This window comes from Aminobacter sp. NyZ550, from assembly GCF_025628925.2.
GTDB classification, from domain to species: domain Bacteria; phylum Pseudomonadota; class Alphaproteobacteria; order Rhizobiales; family Rhizobiaceae; genus Aminobacter; species Aminobacter ciceronei.
Genome location: NZ_CP114190.1, coordinates 2249848 through 2263036 on the forward strand (window position 1 = coordinate 2249848; position 13189 = coordinate 2263036).

Genomic DNA, 13189 nt, shown 5'->3' on the forward strand with positions numbered 1-13189 from the left:
GCTGCTACCCGCCCGCGGCCAAGCGGCCGCGAGAGGGGAGGTTGTCGATGTTGGCTAGGCCGCCTTGTCCTTGGCCTTGCGCGGCATGTGGGCTACCACGTTCTCGATCATGCGCATGCCGGCGTCATGGCCGAGCGTCATGATCGATTCGGGGTGGAACTGCACCGCCGCGATCGGTTCTTTCTTGTGTTCGAACGCCATGATGACGCCGTCCTCGGTCTCCGCCGTGACGACGAAATCGGAGGGCAGCCGCACCGGGTCGGCAAAAATCGAGTGGTAGCGGCCGACGGTCACTTCCTTGGGCAGGCCGGAGAAGACGATGCCCGGCTTAGAGATCCGGATGCGCGACGGCTTGCCGTGCATCGGCACAGCCAGCTGGCGCAACTCGCCGCCATAAGCTTCGGCCAGTGCCTGCAAGCCCAGGCAGACGCCGAAGATCGGCAGGTCGCGGTCTCGGGATTTCTTGATCGTCGCCGCCGTGTCGAAGTCCTTCGGCGTGCCGGGGCCGGGAGAGAGCACAACGAGGTCGGGCTTGATCCGGTCGAAGATCTCTTCCGGCACAGGCGAGCGTACGGTCGAGACGTCGGCGCCGGTCTGGCGGAAGTAGTTGGCCAGTGTGTGGACGAAGGAATCCTCGTGGTCGACGAGCAGGATCTTGACCCCTTCGCCGACGCGCGCGGTGGCGCGCTCGGTGCCGGGAGCGTTGCCGGTCTTGGCGTCGCGGATGGCAGAAAGCATGGCTGAGGCCTTCAGTTCGGTTTCGGCTTCTTCTTCCTCGGGAACGGAATCGTAGAGCAGGGTGGCGCCAGCGCGCACCTCGCCGATGCCGTCCTGGATGCGGATGGTGCGCAACGTCATGCCAGTGTTCAGGTCACCGTTGAAATGCACCATGCCGATCGCCCCGCCATACCAGGCGCGGGGGCTCTTCTCGTTCTGCTCGATAAAACGCATCGCCCACAGCTTGGGTGCGCCGGTGACGGTCACTGCCCAGGCGTGGCTGAGGAAGGCGTCGAAGGCATCCATGCCCTCGCGCAGGCGGCCCTCGATGTGGTCGACAGTGTGGATCAGCCGCGAATACATCTCGATCTGGCGGCGGCCGATGACGCGTACCGTGCCTGGCTCGCAAACCCTGGACTTGTCGTTGCGGTCGACATCAGAGCACATGGTAAGCTCGGATTCGTCCTTCTTCGAATTGAGCAGCTTCAGGATCTGCTCAGAGTCGGAGATGGCGTCGTCGCCACGCTTGATGGTGCCCGAGATCGGGCAGGTCTCGACGCGGCGGCCGTTGACGCGGACGAACATCTCCGGCGAGGCGCCGATCAGATACTCGCCTTCGCCGAGATTGATGAAGAACGAATAGGGTGAAGGGTTGATCGCCTTCAGCCGGCGCGAAATCTCCGACGGCACCGTCTCGCAGCGCTCGTAGAACATCTGGCCGGGCACGACCTCGAACAGGTCGCCGCGCTTGAAACTGTCCATCGCCCGGCGCACCAGTTGGGCATATTCGCCCGGCTCATGGTCGGCGCGTGGCGGAATGCGGTCGGACGCCTTGAACGGCTCGACGACGCTGTCCCGCGCGAGGCCCTCGGTCGAGAAACCCGCGCCGGCATAGTCGTAGCGATCGTGCCAGGCTTTGGCCGAGTAGTGGTCGACGACAAGAATCTCGTCGGGCAAAAACAGCACCAGGTCGCGCTGGCTCTGTTTGCGCTCGAGCGTGTGCTCGACCGGGTCGAACTGGAAGGCGAGATCGTAGCCGAAGGCGCCGTAGAGGCCGAGATTGCTGTCTTCGTCCGACTTGAACAAGGCGGTGATGGCACGCAGCACGGTGAACACCGAAGGCACGCGCGACCGTTCTTCCTCGGTAAAGACGCGGCCGGGCGTCGCCACCTCGAGCGCGATCAGGCGCTTGGAGGTCTCGGTGATCGTCAGTTCATTGAGCGGCGCGAGCACGGCGCGGATCACCGGCAGCAGCACCTCGCCGCGGCCGTTCAGCGCCTCGATCTTCATTGCGCGTCCGCGTGCCGAGATTACCACCGGCGGGTCGATGATGGCGGTGTCCCAGCGGGTGTAACGGCCGGGATATTCGTAGTTGGAGGAGAACACCGCGCCGCGCCGGCTGTTGAGCCCGTCGAGATAGGTCTCGATCGCGCCGTGATAGGCGGTTTCGTGGCGCTGCCGGGTGATCGACACCCCGCCTGACGTCACGTAGCGCTCGGCGCCGTTTTCAAGCAATTCCAACGTCATTCCCGTCTCCATCTCTTGCAGTGGGAGCGTCCGGAGCCTGGTTCGAAAAAAGCAAATGGCCGCCCGGAAATCCCGTTGCGGCCATCACAATCTTCACGCGCACGCGCTTCAAGAGGCCGCTGTCAGCTGGCCCGCCACCAAATGTTCTGGAGCGAAGTCGTGTTCATGGCGGAATGCATAGCGGCGAATTCGGGGCCACGCAACCGGATTTGCGTCGTCTTGCATTGCATTACCAACTGACCCTCACTTTGTTGTCCGTCGCCGCATCAGGATGACGAAAGCAATGCCGCCGATCAGCCCGGTGACGATGCCGAGCGGCATGTCCTGCGGCGGCACGACCGTGCGTGCGGCCATGTCGGCGGCGATCAGGAAGATGGCGCCGACCAGCGCCGACAGCGGCAGCACGCGGCGATAGTCGCCACCGACGAAGAAGCGCACGATGTGCGGGATCATCAGGCCGACAAAGGCGATGACGCCGGAGTAGGCAACCGCACAGCCGGTCAGCAGCGCGCAGGCGACGAAGGCCTTGAGCCGGAAGCGCTGCGCCGGGATGCCGAGTGCGGTTGCGCTTTCGTCGCCCAACGTCATGGCGTTGAGGTTGCGGGTCTGCGTCATCAGCCAGACGCCGCACAGGACAAGGGCTGCCAGCGGATAGGGCAGATGGCTCCATTGCGCCAGCCCGAGCCCGCCAAGCATCCAGAAGATCGCGACATGGGCAGCCTTGGGGTCGCCGATGAAGATCAAGAGGTTGCCTGCGGCCGAGATGATGAAGCTCACCGCCACGCCGGCAAGGATCAGCTGGCCGGCCGTCTGCGCCCGCGCCAGGTTGGCGATGGCAAGCACCAGTGCGGTTGCCGCCAGCGCGCCGGCAAAGGCGAAGACCGGTACGGTGACTGTGCCGAGCACCATGCCGGCATGGATCAGCGCCATGATCGCGCCGAAGGCCGCGCCCGACGAAATGCCGAGCAGATGCGGATCGGCGAGCGGATTGCGTGTCACCGACTGCAGGGCTCCCCCCACCAGCGCCAGCGAGGCGCCGACGATGGCGCCCAGGATGACGCGCGGCGCGCGCACGTCCCAGACGATATTCTCGCGTCCGCTCGACCAGACCGCCTCGACGCTTCCCGGTATCAGCTTGTTGGCAATGACGCCCCACACCGTTTCCAGTGGGATCGCCACCGGGCCGACGCCGACGGCAATGATCATGCCTATCACAAGCACCACGGCCAGCCCCGGTATCAGGGCCGGCATGGCGTGGATCAGGACGTGTCTTGGCCCTGTGACGAGGTGGCGATGCGACACGGCTCAGTCGGCCCGCATCGCGGCGGCCAGCCGCTTGATCGCCGCAATGTTGCGCGGTCCCGGCGTCGCCTCGTTGTATTCGAGCACGAAGAAGCGGTTGTTCTTCACTGCCTCGATGTCCTTGAAGGCCGGGTTGGTGCGCATGTAGTCGATCTTCTGCTCGGCAGTTACCTCACCGTAGTTGACGATCACCACCATGTCGGGATTGCGCTCGATGACCGGCTCCCAGCCGATCTCGACCCAGCTCGACTCGACGTCGTCGACGATGTTCTTGCCGCCGGCTGCCTCGATAATGGCGGTCGGCATGGCGTATCGTCCGGCGGTAAACGGCTTCTGCTCGCCGGAATCGTAGATGAACACGTTGACCGGCTTGTCGAGCTTGGGCAGCTCGCCCTGGAAGTCGGCGAGTTCCTTCTCATAGCCTGCCACCAGGACCTCCGCCTTCTCGCGCACACCAAAAATGGCGCCGAGATTGAGCAGGTCGGCATACATGTCCTGAAGCGACGACTTGTCCTTCTTCATGATGTGGATGCAGCTTTCGGTCAGCTCGTAGACAGCGATCTTGAAGGGCGCGAGCGTATCCGGAGTGACGTCGCCGCCGACCTTCATGCCGTAGTTCCAGCCGGCGAAGAACAGGTCGGTGTCGGCGCCGAGCAGCACTTCCTTGCTGACGTATTGTGGGGCGAGTTCGGGCAGTTCGCCGACGCCCTTGCGCAAATCCTCGCTCAGCGTCTTCCAGCCGGAGATGCCGGAATAGCCGGCCATGTGGTCGGTGAGGCCGAGCGCCAGCATCATCTCGGTCAGGTTGACGTCGTGCGAGACGGCGCGCTTGGGCGCGGCCTCGAAGGTGACGTCGCGGTTGCAGCTCTTGACGGTGACGGGGAAGCCGCTGGCCATAGCTGTTGCGCAGGTAGCGAGCAGGGCGGCGGCGATGATGGGCAGGCGCATGGAGGCTCCTTGATGTTCAGCGTTCGAGGTGGAAGGAAAAGCGTGGACGACCGGTGACGGGATGGTCGTCGAGGGTCGCTCCGACGGAAAAGCTGTCACGTATGCGATCGGGCGTCAGGATGTCGGCGGGCGCGCCGCAGGCAATGGCGCGGCCTCCGTCCATGACAAGCACGCGGTCGGCATGGGCCGAGGCGAGCGCCAAATCGTGCAGGGAAACGATCACGGTGCAGCCGAGATTGCCGAGCAGCTCCAGCACTTCGAGCTGGTGGCGGATGTCGAGGTGGTTGGTCGGTTCGTCGAGGATCAGAAGGTCGGGTCGCTGCATCAATGCCCGGGCGATCATCACGCGCTGCTTTTCGCCGCCCGACAGCGAGCAGAGGTCGCGCGCAGCGAGTGCGGTCAGGCCGAGCAGGGCAAGGGCTGCCTCGACTTGGTCGTAGTCGCGGTCGCTGGTGCCGAAACTCGTGACATGCGGGGTCAGGCCCAACTCGATGATTTCTGCGACGGTCAGGCCGAAGTCCGAGGCGCTTTCCTGAAGCACGGTCGCGATACGGCGGGCGCAGTCGCGCGGCTTCATCTTCCAGATGTCGGTGCCGTCGAGGCGGACAGTGCCCGAAGTCGGCTTGTGGTAGCGGTAGAGGCAGCGCAGCAGGCTCGACTTGCCGGCGCCGTTGGGGCCGACGATGGCGAGCAACTCGCCCGGCGCAACCGCAAGGCTGATCGGCTCGAGGATCGGCTGCGAAACACGAGGGCCCCAGCTGACGCCATCGAGTTCGAGCAGTGCCGGGGTGGTGCCTACAAGGCGGCTAGCGGCGTGGACGCGATCGAGCATGCCCTGTCTCCGCGGTCGGGCGGAGGCAGCAGAACGATCCGGAAAGCGCGCCGGTACCGAAGAAGGCAGTCGCAACCATCATCATCTCCGCGGCACACCCCGGCCGGTTGAGTTAATCGGATGATGGCAGGTCTCCTGGCTTGCGGGTGATCGCTCCTCGGAGCCTTCCCGGCCTTTCGGCCAGTGGCATGTTTCCGAATTGCTATCCGCTCACAGTTGCGGGGGCAGCCACGGTTTCGCGTCGGGGACGTCTCACCGTGTTCCCATTTAACCTGCTGCCCGAACCGGATAGCAGGAACCATCGCTGTCGTGGCTACAGCAGCGACGGGTTGCTGACAATCGCTAAAGCGTCATGCCGGGCGCTAAAGCGTCATGCCGGCTGCTGAATTGCGTCACGCCGGTCGAGCGCGAAGGAAATGAGCGCGACGCCGAAGGCAGACAGTGCGATGGCCGCGCCGACGAAGGGCAGGTCGGCATAGCTCACGCCCATCGAAATCGCAGCACCACCGGCCCAGGCGCCGGCGGCGTTGCCGGCGTTGAAGGCGCCCTGGTTGAGGGTGGCCGCGAGGTTCGGTGCCTCCGAAGCGGTTTCGACGACGCGCATCTGCATCGGCGGCACGATGACGAAGGTGATGACGCCCCACATGAAGACGAGCAGGATAGCCGCTGGCGCCGAAGAGCTGAGTTCGGCGAAGGCGACGTGGATCGCCGCCATCACCACCAGCGCGCCGATGGCTGTGGGCATCAGCTTCCAGTCGGCCAGCTTGCCGCCGATGATGTTGCCGATGGTCATGCCGCCGCCGAACAGCAAAAGCGCCCAAGTGACCGATTCAACCGAGAGGCCGCTGACGTCGGTCAGGATCGGCTTGATGTAGGTGAAGACGGCAAACAGGCTGCCCGAGGCGAGCGCCGAGATGATCATGGCGAGCCATACCTGGAGCTTGCCCAGCACCTTGACCTCGCCTGATACCCCGCCCTTGCCGGGAGGGGCGACGCCCGCAGGGACCAGCCAGGCTATGGCCGCCACCGAGAGCAGGCCGATGACGACGACGGCAAAGAAGGTGGCGCGCCAGCCATAGGCTTCGCCGAGTGCCGTGCCGCCGGGAACGCCGAGGATGTTCGCCAATGTCAGGCCGGCAAACATCAACGCAATTGCGCTGGCGCGCTTGTTGGTTGGGACCAGGCTTGCCGCCACCACCGAGCCGATGCCGAAGAAGGCGCCGTGACCAAAGGCGGTGATGACGCGGGCGATCATCAGCGTCCAGTAAGTGGGGGCGATGGCGCAGAGCAGGTTGCCGAAGACGAACATCATGGCGAGCCCGATCAGCACCGGTTTGCGCGGCAGTTTCGCTGTGCCCACCGCGATGATCGGGGCGCCGACGACGACGCCGAGCGCGTAGCCGGTGACCAGAAGACCGGCGGCCGGGATCGACACGCCGAGGTCGGCGGCGACCTCCGGCAACAGCCCCATGATCACGAATTCGGTGGTGCCGATGCAAAAGGATGCAACGGCCAGAGCGAGGATCGGCAAGGGCATGGGCGGACTCAGGGGAGCTGAAACGATTTAGATGCACAATTTCCTCATGTCCGGCGCGGCACAAGCGACGTTGCCGCATTGCAGCAATGCACCTGGCGCATAGGAGAAGTGCGCAAGGCGCTAGCTGAGACGATCAGGATTGCTGGGTGAGGTCGCGTCGGAGAAATTCGTAGAGCCGGTCGACTGCCGAATTGGCGGCCTGCGGGTTGCGCAATATGCCGATTTCCATCTCGGGCAGCGGCGGCAGGCCCTCGGCTTCGCCGATGACGCGCAGGCCGGGGGGCACGCTGCGCTGGGCGAGCACGGCTACTGGCGGGTACCCGTTCGTCGCACGGGTACCGCCCTTGCCGGCCAGAAATGAAAAGGGCGCCCGAGGCGCCCCTTCCGATGTCGATGCGCCCAGACTCAGTTCTGCCTGGGCAGCCTGTAGGCGACGATGTAGTCGCCGCGGTCAGGCGACTGGCGCGCCCCGCCGGCCGAGATGACCACATATTGCGTTCCGCTCTCATGCGAGACGAAGGTCATTGGCGTAGACTGGGCGCCGACAGGCAGCCGGCCCTTCCACAACTCATTGCCCGTCTCCACGTCGAGTGCACGCAGATAATAGTCCTGCGTGCCGGCGTAGAAGACGAGGCCGCCTGACGTCGCGATCGGACCGCCCAGCGTCGGCATGCCGATCGGGATCTGCAGGCCGGTTTTCATGCCAAGCGGACCGGTATCCTGCAGCGTGCCCGCCGGAACCTGCCAGGCGATCTGGCGGGTCTTGAGGTCGATGCCGGTGAAGGTGCCATAAGGCGGCTGGTGACAGGGAACGCCGAGCGGCGACATGAAGCCGTTCTTCAGCGCGCCATAGGGCGTGCCCTTCTGCTGCGACAGGCCGTCATGGGCTGCCGAGCCGCCATAATTGTCGGTCTCCTCGCGCGGCATCAGCTGGGCGAACTGCGGCATGCGGATGTCGTTGACGATCAGCAACCCCCGGGCCTCGTCGATCGCCGCACTGCCCCAGTTCATGCCGCCATAGTAGCCTGGAAAGATGATCGAACGCGTCAGGCCGGGAGGCGTGAATTCGCCCTCGTAGCGCATCTTCTTGAACTCGATGCGGCAGTAGAGCTGGTCGTAAGGCGTCGCACCCCACATCTTGGCCTCGGCGAACGGCTCCGCACCGATCGCCGGCATGCCGACCGAATAGGGCTGAGTCGGCGACAGGAAGTCCTCCGGCACGCCGCCGGTCTGCGGAACGGCGCGCTCCTCGACCTCGGCGATCGGCTTGCCGTCGCGGCGGTCGAGCATGAAGATCTGCCCGCGCTTGGTGATCTGGATCAGCGCCGGAACCGTGCCGCCCTTGCCATCCGGCACGTCGTAGAGCGCCGGCTGGGCGGGAACGTCGTAGTCCCAGATGTCGTGATGCACGGTCTGGAACTTCCAGCGTTCGCGGCCGGTTGCAATGTCGAGGGCGACGACCGAGGCGGTATAGTCCTCGGCGGCCTTCGAGCGATGTGCGCCAAAGAAGTCGGGCGTGGCGTTGCCGGTCGGCAGGTAGACAAGGCCAAGGGCCTCGTCATAGGCCGGTGTCGACCAGACATTGGGCGTGCCGCGGGTGTAGCTTTCGCCTTCCGGCGGCAGCTTGGTGATGGCGGGGTTGCCGAGATCCCAGGCCCAGACCAGTTCGCCGGTGAGGGCGTTGAAGGCGCGTACGGCGCCGGAGGGTTCACCTGTCTCGACATTGTCCCACACCCAGCCGCCGACCATGATCAGGTCACGCGCCACGGTGGGGGCGGAGGTCTGGAAGTAGAAACCGTCCTTGATCTCGCCCATGCCGCTTTTGAGGTCGACGATGCCGCCATTGCCGAAATCCTGGCACAGCTCGCCGGTCTTGGCATCGAGCTGGATCAGGCGGGCGTCGATGGTGGTCATGACGATGCGGGCGGCGCAGGATGCCGCCGCAGCGGGCATGTCGGGCGTCGACGCTACGACGCTTGCGGGTGCCAGCGGGTCGGCGGAGGCTGCATTGGCCTCGCTCGGTGCCGAAGCCGGCTCGTAATAGCTGACGCCACGGCAACGCTGCCACAGCGGCGACTTGGCTTTCGGGTCGAATTTCCACTTCACTTCGCCCGTATCCGGGTTCAGCGCATGGACGATGTTGTTGGGCGAGCAGGTGTAGAGCGTGTCGTTGACGAAGAGCGGCGTGTTCTGGTCCTGCGCGGTCCCTGAGGGGATATCGCCCGATTGGAACGTCCAGGCAACCTCGAGCTTGTCGACATTGTCGCGGTTGATCTGGTCGATCGGGGCATAGCGTGTACCTGCCGGGGTGCGGCCATAGTGGCGCCAGTCGGTGGCGCTGGCGGCTGCCGGAGGAACGCTCGGCTTGGGCTCGGCAGAGGCGAGCGTATTGCTGATGATGCCATGTGGGGTGAAGCCGTAGAAGGCGGTAGCGACAAGTGCCGCGACCAGCAGGCCGGCAAGCGCGAACGGAGCCCGTTTGCCGGTGCGCGTCGGGAAGAGCGGGGCGAGCAACAGCGCCGGGATGGCGATCACTGCAGGTGCTACGAGGCGCGGCACCAGCGGCCAGAACTCAAGGCCCGTTTCCCAGAGCGCCCAGGCAATCGTTGCCAAAAACACCAAGCCGTAGAGCCAGAGGCCCGCCCTGCGGCGCATGACGTAGAGAATGCCGGAGGCGATGACGCAGAGACCGGCGAGCGCGTAATACCAGGATCCGCCCAGGCCGATCAGCTGGACGCCGCCATAGACGAGCGGTGCCCCGATGACGACCAAGAGCAGGCCGAATAGAACCAGAAGCCAGCCGCCGCTGTCTCTGGGTGTCTGTTGTTCTGCCATGTCGATGTCTCGCGAAGATTGAACCGAAAATCAGCCGCCCGGGCGGGCGGTTTCGGACGCGATCGTCATGCCGGCGCTCTGCGGAGAACTCCTCGCCTCTACCTCCGCACAGACGTCGCGACCGTGTTCCGGCCGACAATCTCATCGCATCCTAATAGATAATATGTTATCTTTCTCGAATGTCCAATGACGCATCCGACCGCGCCGGTTTCGGCCGGAGCCTGCTCTCCGTCGCCCGGCTTTGGCGCCACGCGGCGGACAGCGCGCTCGACGACTGCGGCCTGTCGCATGCCACCGCCATGCCGTTGCTGACGCTGTCGCGGCTGGGCGACAATATCCGCCAGGGCGTGATCGCCGACCATCTCGGTTTCGAAGGTCCGTCTCTGGTGCGCATCGTTGATCTGCTTGCAGCCGACGGCCTGATCACCCGCAGCGGCGATCCCGGTGACCGCCGTGCCAAGATTCTGTCCCTGACCGATGCCGGCCGCAGCCGCGTCGAGGAGATCGAGTTGATCCTCGAACGCCTGCGCACCGAGCTTCTGGCCGACGAGGACGCCGCGGAACTTAAGGTCGCGCTCGGTGTGCTTGTGCGTCTTGAACAGCGGCTGCTGGCAGCGGATCCGGACAGCTGAGGGTAGGGGTGGAAGGGTTCATCTATCTGGGCCGTAACCGTTGTTCGCCGGTCATGGCATGGCAACGCCGCGACGGTCCGACCCACGCAACGGTGATTACCCCTGTCGCTGGCAACTCACTTACCGCATTCTGCGCTATGGCCAAGCAGCGTCACGCTGCTAGGTTCCAGACCTTCAGTCATCCCAAGAGGCAGAATTCCATGACCAGCCAGATCGACAAGGCCCAGGCCTTCCATGCCCTGCATGTGAAGGGCGACCCAGTGGTGCTCTATAACATCTGGGATCCCGGCAGTGCGGCCATCGTCGCCAAGGCCGGTGCCAAGGCGATTGCGACAGGCAGCTGGCCGGTTGCTGCTGCCTTCGGTTTCGCCGATGGCGAAAAGATTCCGCTCGACCTGGCGCTCTACAACATCCGCCGCATCGTCGCCGCCACGGACCTGCCGGTCACGATGGACCTCGAGGGCGGCTATGGCGTCGAGCCCGAGGCTGTCGCAGCGACAGTGACGCGGGCGCTGGCGGAAGGGGTCATCGGCTTCAACTTCGAAGACCAGATCGTCGGCGGCAGCGGCCTGCACGACATCGCTGTCCAGGTGAAGCGCATCGCCGCGGCGGCCGACGCCGTCAAGGCGTCAGGCATCCCCGCCTTCATCAACGCCCGCACCGACATCTTCCTGAAAGCCAAGCCTGACGAACACAGCGACGCGCTTGTCGATGCCGCGATCGAACGCGCAGAAGCCTACGCCAAGGCGGGCGCGCATGGCTTCTTCGCGCCGGGCCTCGGCAATGAGGCGCTGATCGGCAAGCTCTGCAAGGCGGTCTCGCTGCCGGTCAACATCATCGCGCTCGCTCATGTGCCGCCAAAGGCGAAGCTGGCCGAGCTTGGCGTCGGCCGCATCAGCTATGGCCCGGTGCCGTACCGACAGATGGCGGAATGGCTGGAGGCCAAGGCGCGCGCGGCCTTCGAGTAAGCCAACCGGAACAGGCCCATCCCGTTGCTGGGATGGGCCGACCCTATGCCAGCGGCTTCAGCTCGATGGCAATCGTCGGCAGAAGCTCCGACACCGTCGGATGAATGTGTACCGCGCGCTGCAGCGTCTCGATCGGCGCCCTGGCATACATCAGGCCGAGTACGGCATGGATCGTCTCGTCGCCGCCAGTGCCCAGCACCGAGGCGCCGAGGATCTGCCTGGTGTCGGCATCGACAAGGATCTTCATGAAGCCTTGCGTCTCGCCCTTTTCGACGGCGCGGCCGACGCGCGTCATCGGCCTTTGGCCTGCCAGCACCTTGCGGCCGCTCTTGCGCGCTGCCGTCTCCGTCATGCCGGCGCGGCCGAGCGGCGGGTCGACATAGAGCGCATAGGCCTCGATGCGGTCCGAAACCTTGCGCGGGTCGTTGTCGAGCAGGTTGGCGGCGACGATCTCGAAATCATTGTAGGCGGTGTGGGTGAAGGCGCCCTTGCCGTTGCAGTCGCCCATCGCCCAGATGTGCGGGACGTTGGTCCTGAGCTGGTCGTCGACCTCGATGTAGCCGCGCTTGTCGGTGGCCACGCCCGCTCTGTCGAGGCCGAGATCGTCGGTGTTGGGCTTGCGGCCGATGGCAAGCAGCACGTGGCTGCCCGTTACGGCACGGTCGCCTGAGGTGCAGTCGACGCCGACGGTCACGCCGTCGGGATGCCGGGCAAAGCTGATGCATTCGGCGTTCAGCCTGAGGGCGATGCCTTCATGTTCGAGTATGCCCCTCACTGCCTCCGAGACATCCTCGTCCTCGCGCGAGATCAGCCGCGGGCCCTTTTCCACCACGGTCACTTGCGCGCCGAAGCGGCGGAACATCTGGGCGAATTCCAGCCCGATATAGCTGCCGCCGACGACCACGAGATGGCGGGGCAGGAAATCCACCTCCATCATCGATGTGTTGGTCAAATATTCGATGTCGTTGACGCCGGGCATGTCCGGAATGTTGGCGCGGCCGCCGACATTGATGAAGATGCGCTCGCCATGGAGCAGTTCGTTGCCGACACGCACCTCATGCGGCCCTTCGAAATGGGCATGGCCGCGAAACAGCGTGCAGTCCTTCATGCCGGCGATCCAGCTTTCGAGGCCGGCGCGGGAATCGACGGTTACCTTATCCTTGCGCGCCTTCACGGCCTGCATATCGACCGAGACTTCGCTGGTCGACACGCCATAGTCGGCGCCGGTGCGGGCGAGATGGGCGGCATAGGCGCTGGCGACCATCGTCTTGGTCGGCTTGCAGCCGGTGTTGACACAGGTGCCGCCGACAAGCTTGCGTTCGATCAGCGCCACAGTCTGACCCGCTGCCGTCAGCCGTCCGGCCAGCGGCGGCCCGGCCTGGCCGCAGCCGATGATGATGGCGTCGAATTTCTGCGCCACGCTCATACGACCATGCTCACGACCAGCAGGGCGCCGAGTATCGCCACGGCATCCTCGATCAATGCCGCCGGCAAGTCGTTGCCGAAGGAAGCCGCGAGACGGCCTCTGATCTCCGCGCCGCCGAGCGTGCCGAGGATCGCGCCGATGATGCCGGCAGCCAGCCCGCCAACAACGATGCCGCCAGCGGTGCCGATGACGGCGCCGGTCAGCGCGCCCATGACGATGCGGGTGCCAAATTGCACCGGCACCTTGCGGCTAGGTGTCGACGGCAACTGATCGGTGACCAATTCGACAATGGCCAGCACGGTGAATATGGCGACCGCTATCCAGTGGCCCACGAAGCCAGCCCAGGTGCCGGCCAGCGGCAGCCAGCCGAGCCAGGCGCCCCAGGCGACTGCCGCCGGCGCGGTCATGGCCCTGAGGCCGGCAACAATGCCGATGAGAAGCGCGAGCAGGTAGATCATCCTTCGT

General features: G+C 65.1%; 11 protein-coding genes and 1 riboswitch. Of the genes, 2 read left to right on the forward strand and 9 right to left on the reverse strand.

All coding sequences use genetic code 11. The features are described 5' to 3' along the window. Positions 1-54 precede the first annotated feature (54 nt). The 7 genes from N7E70_RS11090 to N7E70_RS11120 form a co-directional block, all read right to left on the reverse strand. Entirely contained in the window at positions 55-2244 is a 2190-nt protein-coding gene (locus N7E70_RS11090; protein ID WP_263006368.1) for an anthranilate synthase, read from the reverse strand. Between the two features lie 243 nt (positions 2245-2487). Beyond that, on the reverse strand, positions 2488-3495 hold the full coding sequence (locus N7E70_RS11095) for a FecCD family ABC transporter permease (RefSeq protein WP_263006369.1): 1008 nt from the start codon (positions 3493-3495) through the stop codon (positions 2488-2490). Positions 3496-3549: 54 nt separating this feature from the next. Continuing rightward, the gene (locus N7E70_RS11100) at positions 3550-4494 is read right to left on the reverse strand and encodes an ABC transporter substrate-binding protein (protein ID WP_263006370.1); all 945 of its coding nucleotides are present in this window, start codon (positions 4492-4494) and stop codon (positions 3550-3552) included. A gap of 16 nt (positions 4495-4510) precedes the next feature. After that, on the reverse strand, positions 4511-5326 hold the full coding sequence (locus N7E70_RS11105; RefSeq protein ID WP_263006371.1) for an ABC transporter ATP-binding protein: 816 nt from the start codon (positions 5324-5326) through the stop codon (positions 4511-4513). A 108-nt stretch (positions 5327-5434) separates the two neighbouring features. Further along, positions 5435-5644: riboswitch (cobalamin riboswitch) on the reverse strand. A gap of 52 nt (positions 5645-5696) precedes the next feature. Continuing rightward, a complete protein-coding gene (locus N7E70_RS11110; protein WP_263006372.1) occupies positions 5697-6863 on the reverse strand; it encodes an MFS transporter in 1167 nt (388 codons plus the stop codon). A 133-nt stretch (positions 6864-6996) separates the two neighbouring features. Then, a complete protein-coding gene (locus N7E70_RS11115; RefSeq protein WP_183194950.1) occupies positions 6997-7167 on the reverse strand; it encodes a hypothetical protein in 171 nt (56 codons plus the stop codon). Between the two features lie 101 nt (positions 7168-7268). Beyond that, positions 7269-9698: a membrane-bound PQQ-dependent dehydrogenase, glucose/quinate/shikimate family gene (locus N7E70_RS11120; protein ID WP_263006373.1), complete on the reverse strand. Its 2430-nt coding sequence runs from the start codon at positions 9696-9698 to the stop codon at positions 7269-7271. Positions 9699-9877: 179 nt separating this feature from the next. Between N7E70_RS11120 and N7E70_RS11125 the strand changes: the two genes are divergently transcribed. Both N7E70_RS11125 and N7E70_RS11130 read left to right on the forward strand, forming a co-directional pair. Then, positions 9878-10330: a MarR family winged helix-turn-helix transcriptional regulator gene (locus tag N7E70_RS11125; RefSeq protein ID WP_067959237.1), complete on the forward strand. Its 453-nt coding sequence runs from the start codon at positions 9878-9880 to the stop codon at positions 10328-10330. A 200-nt stretch (positions 10331-10530) separates the two neighbouring features. After that, entirely contained in the window at positions 10531-11298 is a 768-nt protein-coding gene (locus N7E70_RS11130; protein WP_263006374.1) for an isocitrate lyase/PEP mutase family protein, read from the forward strand. A 43-nt stretch (positions 11299-11341) separates the two neighbouring features. On the opposite strand, the gene N7E70_RS11135 is transcribed toward N7E70_RS11130, so the two are convergent. Both N7E70_RS11135 and N7E70_RS11140 read right to left on the reverse strand, forming a co-directional pair. Next, on the reverse strand, positions 11342-12724 hold the full coding sequence (locus tag N7E70_RS11135; RefSeq protein ID WP_263006375.1) for an FAD-containing oxidoreductase: 1383 nt from the start codon (positions 12722-12724) through the stop codon (positions 11342-11344). After that, positions 12721-13182 carry a DUF4126 domain-containing protein gene (locus N7E70_RS11140; RefSeq protein WP_263006376.1) on the reverse strand — a complete coding sequence of 154 codons (462 nt, stop codon included), beginning with the start codon at positions 13180-13182 and terminating at the stop codon, positions 12721-12723. Before N7E70_RS11140 ends, N7E70_RS11135 begins: the two co-directional genes overlap by 4 nt. Between the last annotated feature and the right edge of the window lie 7 nt (positions 13183-13189).

What these genes read in the sequence shown, in the direction of transcription:
- N7E70_RS11090 (WP_263006368.1), bottom strand. Translation starts at nt 2,244, where the DNA reads ATGACGTTGGAATTGCTTGAAAACGGCGCCGAGCGCTACGTGACGTCA.
- N7E70_RS11095 (WP_263006369.1), bottom strand. Translation starts at nt 3,495, where the DNA reads ATGCCGGCCCTGATACCGGGGCTGGCCGTGGTGCTTGTGATAGGCATG.
- N7E70_RS11100 (WP_263006370.1), bottom strand. Translation starts at nt 4,494, where the DNA reads ATGCGCCTGCCCATCATCGCCGCCGCCCTGCTCGCTACCTGCGCAACA.
- N7E70_RS11105 (WP_263006371.1), bottom strand. Translation starts at nt 5,326, where the DNA reads ATGCTCGATCGCGTCCACGCCGCTAGCCGCCTTGTAGGCACCACCCCG.
- N7E70_RS11110 (WP_263006372.1), bottom strand. Translation starts at nt 6,863, where the DNA reads ATGCCCTTGCCGATCCTCGCTCTGGCCGTTGCATCCTTTTGCATCGGC.
- N7E70_RS11120 (WP_263006373.1), bottom strand. Translation starts at nt 9,698, where the DNA reads ATGGCAGAACAACAGACACCCAGAGACAGCGGCGGCTGGCTTCTGGTT.
- N7E70_RS11125 (WP_067959237.1), top strand. Translation starts at nt 9,878, where the DNA reads ATGTCCAATGACGCATCCGACCGCGCCGGTTTCGGCCGGAGCCTGCTC.
- N7E70_RS11130 (WP_263006374.1), top strand. Translation starts at nt 10,531, where the DNA reads ATGACCAGCCAGATCGACAAGGCCCAGGCCTTCCATGCCCTGCATGTG.
- N7E70_RS11135 (WP_263006375.1), bottom strand. Translation starts at nt 12,724, where the DNA reads ATGAGCGTGGCGCAGAAATTCGACGCCATCATCATCGGCTGCGGCCAG.
- N7E70_RS11140 (WP_263006376.1), bottom strand. Translation starts at nt 13,182, where the DNA reads ATGATCTACCTGCTCGCGCTTCTCATCGGCATTGTTGCCGGCCTCAGG.